Source organism: Amnimonas aquatica (assembly GCF_002943415.1).
In the GTDB taxonomy this organism is placed as follows: domain Bacteria; phylum Pseudomonadota; class Gammaproteobacteria; order Pseudomonadales; family Moraxellaceae; genus Perlucidibaca; species Perlucidibaca aquatica_A.
Window position 1 is genome coordinate 1 of the sequence record NZ_PTQZ01000121.1, and the last position, 5,441, is coordinate 5,441.

General features: G+C 64.6%; 6 protein-coding genes. 4 read left to right on the plus strand and 2 right to left on the minus strand.

Features of this window, described 5'->3' with window-relative positions:
* A partial coding sequence (locus C5O18_RS05945) for a PepSY-associated TM helix domain-containing protein (protein ID WP_206389753.1) occupies window positions 1-185 on the minus strand: 185 nt, incomplete at its 3' end.
* Between the two features lie 247 nt (window positions 186-432).
* On the opposite strand from C5O18_RS05945, the gene C5O18_RS05950 reads away from it, so the two are divergent.
* A complete protein-coding gene (locus tag C5O18_RS05950; protein WP_105192339.1) occupies window positions 433-2,478 on the plus strand; it encodes a carbon starvation CstA family protein in 2,046 nt (681 codons plus the stop codon).
* Window positions 2,475-2,672: a YbdD/YjiX family protein gene (locus tag C5O18_RS05955; RefSeq protein ID WP_105192341.1), complete on the plus strand. Its 198-nt coding sequence runs from the start codon at window positions 2,475-2,477 to the stop codon at window positions 2,670-2,672. Before C5O18_RS05950 ends, C5O18_RS05955 begins: the two co-directional genes overlap by 4 nt.
* A gap of 121 nt (window positions 2,673-2,793) precedes the next feature.
* Here C5O18_RS05955 and C5O18_RS05960 read toward each other — a convergent pair whose 3' ends face one another.
* Window positions 2,794-3,858 (minus strand): integron integrase, encoded by a 1,065-nt coding sequence (locus C5O18_RS05960; protein WP_478209681.1) that lies wholly within the window; start codon window positions 3,856-3,858, stop codon window positions 2,794-2,796.
* Between C5O18_RS05960 and C5O18_RS05965 the strand changes: the two genes are divergently transcribed.
* Together C5O18_RS05965 and C5O18_RS11155 are read left to right on the plus strand one after the other, a co-directional pair.
* Window positions 3,842-4,962 (plus strand): IS3 family transposase gene (locus C5O18_RS05965; protein ID WP_420884473.1). Its coding sequence is split into 2 segments (ribosomal slippage): window positions 3,842-4,097 and window positions 4,097-4,962, totalling 1,122 coding nucleotides; the frame shifts between segments, so codons are not numbered across the junction. The genes C5O18_RS05960 and C5O18_RS05965 overlap by 17 nt on opposite strands.
* Before the next feature lie 354 nt (window positions 4,963-5,316).
* Window positions 5,317-5,441: tryptophan-rich sensory protein (locus tag C5O18_RS11155; protein WP_420884474.1), on the plus strand; the 125-nt coding region annotated here is incomplete at its 3' end.

Genomic DNA, 5,441 nt, shown 5'->3' on the forward strand with positions numbered 1-5,441 from the left:
GTGATGGTGACCGGCTTGGCCTCGATGCGGGCGGCGTGATTGAGCGTGATGCCGGTGGCGGCGAACAGCAGCAGGGAAATCAGGCAGAGCGCGGAGCTGATCCAGTGCCACTGGTGCAGGGTCTTGAGCCAGAAGGCGCGTCGCTGCGGGGCGGACTCTCGTTCCGGTCGGGTGGTGGCACTCATTTCGCTCTCGGGTGCGCGCAGGTGGCTGTCGGCAGGAAAATGCACGTCGGCAGGGCTGGCAGGCGCCGCATTATGTCGGAAATGCAAATCAGTCGCAAATCGTGGGGTTGACCAGCGTCGCAGTGCATGCTGTGTTTGTCTGTCGTCATGTTGCGCGGGCCTGACGATGTCACGCTAGGATGACCGATCCCGCCGCCGGGAAATGTGAATAAAAAAAGGATTCAATTCCGTGAAAGAAAAACTCCTGATGGCCGCCGTCACCCTGGTGGCCGTTTTCTCGCTGGCCGTGCTCGGCCTGCACCGCGGTGAGAGCATCAACGCCGCCTGGCTGGTGGTGGCCTCGGTCGCCGTCTATGTCATTGCCTACCGCTACTACAGCCGCTACCTCGCCGGTCCCGTGCTGGCGCTGGATGCCCGCCGCCAGACCCCGGCGCACCGGCACGCCGACGGCCTCGACTACGTGCCCACGCACCGCGTGGTGCTGTTCGGCCACCATTTCGCCGCCATCGCCGGCGCCGGCCCGCTGATCGGCCCGGTGCTGGCCGCGCAGATGGGCTACCTGCCGGGCACGCTGTGGATCCTCGCCGGCGTGGTGATCGCCGGCGCCGTGCAGGACATGCTGGTGCTCACCGCCTCCACGCGCCGCGACGGCCGCTCGCTGGGCGACATGATCCGCACCGAGCTGGGGCCGTTCGCCGGCACCGTGGCCAGCATCGGCATCCTCGCCATCATGATCATCCTGCTGGCAGTGCTGGCACTGGTGGTGGTGAAGGCGCTGGCGCACTCGCCCTGGGGCACGTTCACGGTGGCCGCGACCATTCCCATCGCGGTGTTCATGGGGCTGTACCTGCGCTATCTGCGGCCGGGGCGCATCGGCGAAATGTCTCTGATCGGCCTGGTGCTGCTGTTCCTGTCGATCTGGGGCGGCGGCTGGATCGCCGAGCATGAATACTGGAAGGTGGTGTTCACGCGCACCGGCGAAGAGCTGGCGCTGGGCCTGATCGCCTACGGCGCGCTGGCGTCCATCCTGCCGGTGTGGCTGCTGCTGGCGCCGCGCGACTACCTGTCGACCTTCCTCAAGATCGGCACCATCCTGGCGCTGGCGCTGGGCATCGTGTTCGTCATGCCGGACCTGAAAATGCCGGCAGTGACCAGCTTCATAGACGGCAGCGGGCCGGTGTTCTCCGGCAGTCTGTTCCCGTTCCTGTTCATCACCATTGCCTGCGGCGCGGTGTCCGGCTTCCACGCGCTGGTGTCGTCGGGCACCACGCCGAAGCTGCTCGACAACGAGGAGGATGCCCGCGTGATCGGCTACGGCGCCATGCTCATGGAGTCGTTCGTGGCCATCATGGCGCTGATCGCGGCCTGCGTGCTCGACCCGGGCCTGTACTTCGCCCTGAACTCGCCGCCGGCGCTGATCGGCAAGACCGTGGAGGAGGCCGCCTCGGTGATCAGCCAGTGGGGCTTCGTGATCACGCCCGAGCTGCTGGCGCAGACCGCGAAGGACATCGGCGAGGAAAGCATACTGTCGCGTGCCGGCGGCGCGCCGACGCTGGCGGTGGGCATGGCGTTCATCCTGTCGTCGGTCATGGGCGGCAGCGCGCTGATGGCGTTCTGGTACCACTTCGCCATCCTGTTCGAGGCGCTGTTCATCCTCACCACGATCGATGCCGGCACCCGCGTCGGCCGCTTCATGATCCAGGACCTGTTCGGCAGCCTGTACGCGCCGTTCCGCGACACCGAGCGCTGGTGGCCGAACGTGGTCGCCACCGGCCTGTGCGTGACCGGCTGGGGCTGGTTCCTGTACCAGGGCGTGATCGATCCGCTGGGCGGCATCAACACGCTGTGGCCGCTGTTCGGCATCGCCAACCAGATGCTGGCGGCCATCGCCCTGCTGCTGGTGGGCACGCTGCTGGTGAAGCGCCAGCAGCTGCGCCAGGCCTGGGTCGCGCTGCTGCCGGCGAGCTGGATCCTGGTGGTGACGCTGACCGCGAGCTGGCAGAAGCTGTTCCACGAGAACCCGCGCATCGGCTTCCTCGCCCACGCCGACCTGTTCAGCGAGGCCGCCGCGCGCGGCGAAGTGCTGGCGCCGGCGAAGAGCCTGGCGCAGATGCAGCAGGTGATCTTCAACGATCGCCTCGACGCCGCCCTGTGCGCGCTGTTCGCCGGCGTGGTGCTGGTCATGCTGTTCGCCAGCCTGCGCGCCATGCGCGCGGCCATCCGCAGCGGCCGCGTGGAGAGCACGGAAACGCCGGTGGTGCTGGTGCCCGTTTCCGGGGAGCCCGTGCGATGAGCCGGCTGGCCGGCACCTGGCAGTGCTGCCGCCACTTCATGGGCATGCTGGTGGGCGTGCCCGATTACGACGCCTACCTGGCGCACATGCGCGAGAAGCACCCGGAGCACCCGGCCATGACGCGGGAGCAGTTCGTGCGCTCGCGCATGGAGGCGCGGCTGGGGGCGCGGACGGTGGGCAAGTGTCCTTGCTGAGTTCCCGCCTGTGTGCGGCTCATGGGGCGGAAAACACGCTGCGCTACAGTTTTCCACCCCATGAGCCGCACACAGGCTGACACAGCGATGGATGCAGGCCCTTCAGTCGGGGGTGCGGGGTTCAGCGGTCTAGGGGGCTGATGACGCCGCGGCCGCCCTGGTTGAGCACGTGGGTGTAGATCATGGTGGTGGTGACATCGGCGTGGCCCAGCAGTTCCTGCACGGTGCGGATGTCGTAGCCGCCCATGAGCAGGTGGGTGGCGAAGCTGTGGCGCAGGGTGTGGGTGGTGGCGGGCTTGACGATGCCGGCTGCCTGCACGGCATGGCGGATGGCGCGCTGCAGGCTTTGCGGATAAATGTGGTGTCTGCGGACAATGCCGCTGACCGGGTCGCTCGAATGCTGCCCGGCGGGGAAAAGCCAGAACCAGCTCCAGCTCGTGGCGGCGCGCGGGTATTTGCGCGCCAGTGCATCGGGCATGAACACGCCAGGGGCTTTCGCCCGGCGGTCGGCATTATGCAATTCACGAGCTTGCGCGCACTGCAACTGCAGGTCGGGAGTCAGGCTGGCGGGCAGCATGGTGACCCGATCCTTGCCGCCCTTGCCTGAGCGGATGGTGATTTCGCGCTGGCCGAAATCGATATCCTTGATACGCAGCTGGCAACACTCCATGAGACGCATGCCGGTGCCGTAGATCAGCCGGGCCATGAGTCCGTGCGTGCCGCTCATGCGGCCAAGCAGGTTGCTGGTTTCTTCGCGGGTCAGCACTACCGGGCGCCTTTCCCGGGGTTTCGCGCGGGTCAGGTTCTCCAGCCAGGGCAGGTCCTGAGCGAGCACTTCCCGGTACAGGAAAAGCAGTGCGGCCAGTGCCTGATTCTGTGTCGAAGCCGAAACCTGCCGTTCAGTCGCCAGCGCGGACAGGAATGACTCGACTTCGGGCGCGCCCAGCTCACGCGGATGACGCTTGCCGTGAAACAACACATAACGTCTGGCCCAGTGCACATAGGCCTGTTCGGTACGGCGGCTGTAGTGGCGCAGACGTATGGCAGCACGAATCTGATCCAGCAGCTTGGGCGCTTGCCCGTGTTTGTTATTAGGTGGCATACGACGTTTCCCCGTATTTGAGTAGCACGAAGCTTTGGAGTCCAATCCCACCCTGAGGAGATTGGACATGAAGAAGCGTTTCACCGAAGAGCAGATCATTGGATTCCTGCGAGAAGCCGAGGCCGGGTTGCCGATCAAGGAGCTGTGTCGCCAGCACGGCTTCTCCGAGGCCAGCTACTACCTTTGGCGCAGCAAGTTCGGTGGCATGAGCGTCTCCGACGCCAAGCGACTGAAGGAGCTGGAGGCCGAGAACGCCCGCCTGAAGAAGTTGCTCGCCGAGTCGATTCTGGAAAACGAGGTCACCCGCGAGGCGCTCCGAAAAAAGTGGTGAGCGCACCAGATCGTCGTGTTCTGGTGCGCGGCATGATCAGCGCCGGCTTGAGCGAGCGCCATGCCCTGCGGGTGATCGGCATGAGCGCCAGCGCCTTCCGCTACCAGCCCGCGCCAGATCAGAACGAGGCCTTGCGAGCACGGATCATCGCGCTGGCGCAGCGCCATCGCCGCTACGGCTCCTCGATGATCCACCTGAAGCTGCGGCAGGCTGGCCTGAGGGTTAATCACAAGCGCGTCGAGCGGCTGTATGCCGAAGAGAAGCTGCAGGTGCGCCGTCGCAAGCGCAAGAAGGTGCCGGTATCAGACCGTCAGCCCTTGATACGGCCGCTATCGGCCAATCAGGTCTGGTCGATGGACTTCGTGTTTGATCGCACGGCCGAAGGCCGAGCGATCAAGAGCCTGACCGTGGTCGATGACGCCACCCATGAGTCGGTGGCCGTCGTGCCGGAGCGTGCGATCGGTGGGCATATGCTGACGCGAATCCTGGATCGAATCGGCCAGCAGCGGGGCCTGCCAAAGGCGATCCGCACCGACAATGGCAAGGAGTTCTGCGGCCGGGCGATGCTGACCTGGGCGCATGAGCGCGGTGTGAAGCTGTTCCTGATCGAGCCGGGCAAGCCGAATCAGAATGCGTACATCGAATCGTTCAACGGGCGCTTCCGGGACGAGTGCCTGAACGAACACTGGTTCACCAGTCTGGCCCACGCCAAGGTGGTGATCGAGGCCTGGCGGCGGGAATACAACGAGGAGCGACCGAAGAAATCACTGGGCGGGCTGACGCCCGCAGCCTATGCCAGGCAACTGGCCGGAAAAGCCGTTACAGTTACCCCGGACTCTAAAGCCGGGTGCTACTGAAACCGGGGGAACGTCGCATATTGCCTGACATGACGTCCACGCTCCTTGTGGTTGCCTGCATACAAGGCTAGACCCGGCGGAGCGGTTTCGCGAGGTCGTTCTTACATGGCACGTCGTGCCGAATAAGAAGGCTCCAGGGAACAGAGCAGCGTTTTATATGGCAGGGAGTGCTATGTTGGCTTTTCAGAATTCCTTTCCTGTCAAAGACTTGCTGCGCCGCCGGATTTTTTACATGGCAGGTGCTCGTTTTTACACGGCAGCTTTGCCATCCAATTTAAGTTAGGCAACACAAGGGAGTGAATCGTGACTTTGCCAAAAAACAAGCAAATCATTGGGTTCGTTGCCTGGCTCGTAGTGAGCTTCATTGCAGCCGCCATTGGCAGCGCCGCATCCATACAAGCTGGTCCGTTCTATACGCAGCTAGTACGCCCGAGCTGGGCGCCACCACCTGACCTGTTCGGCCCCGTCTGGACAATCCT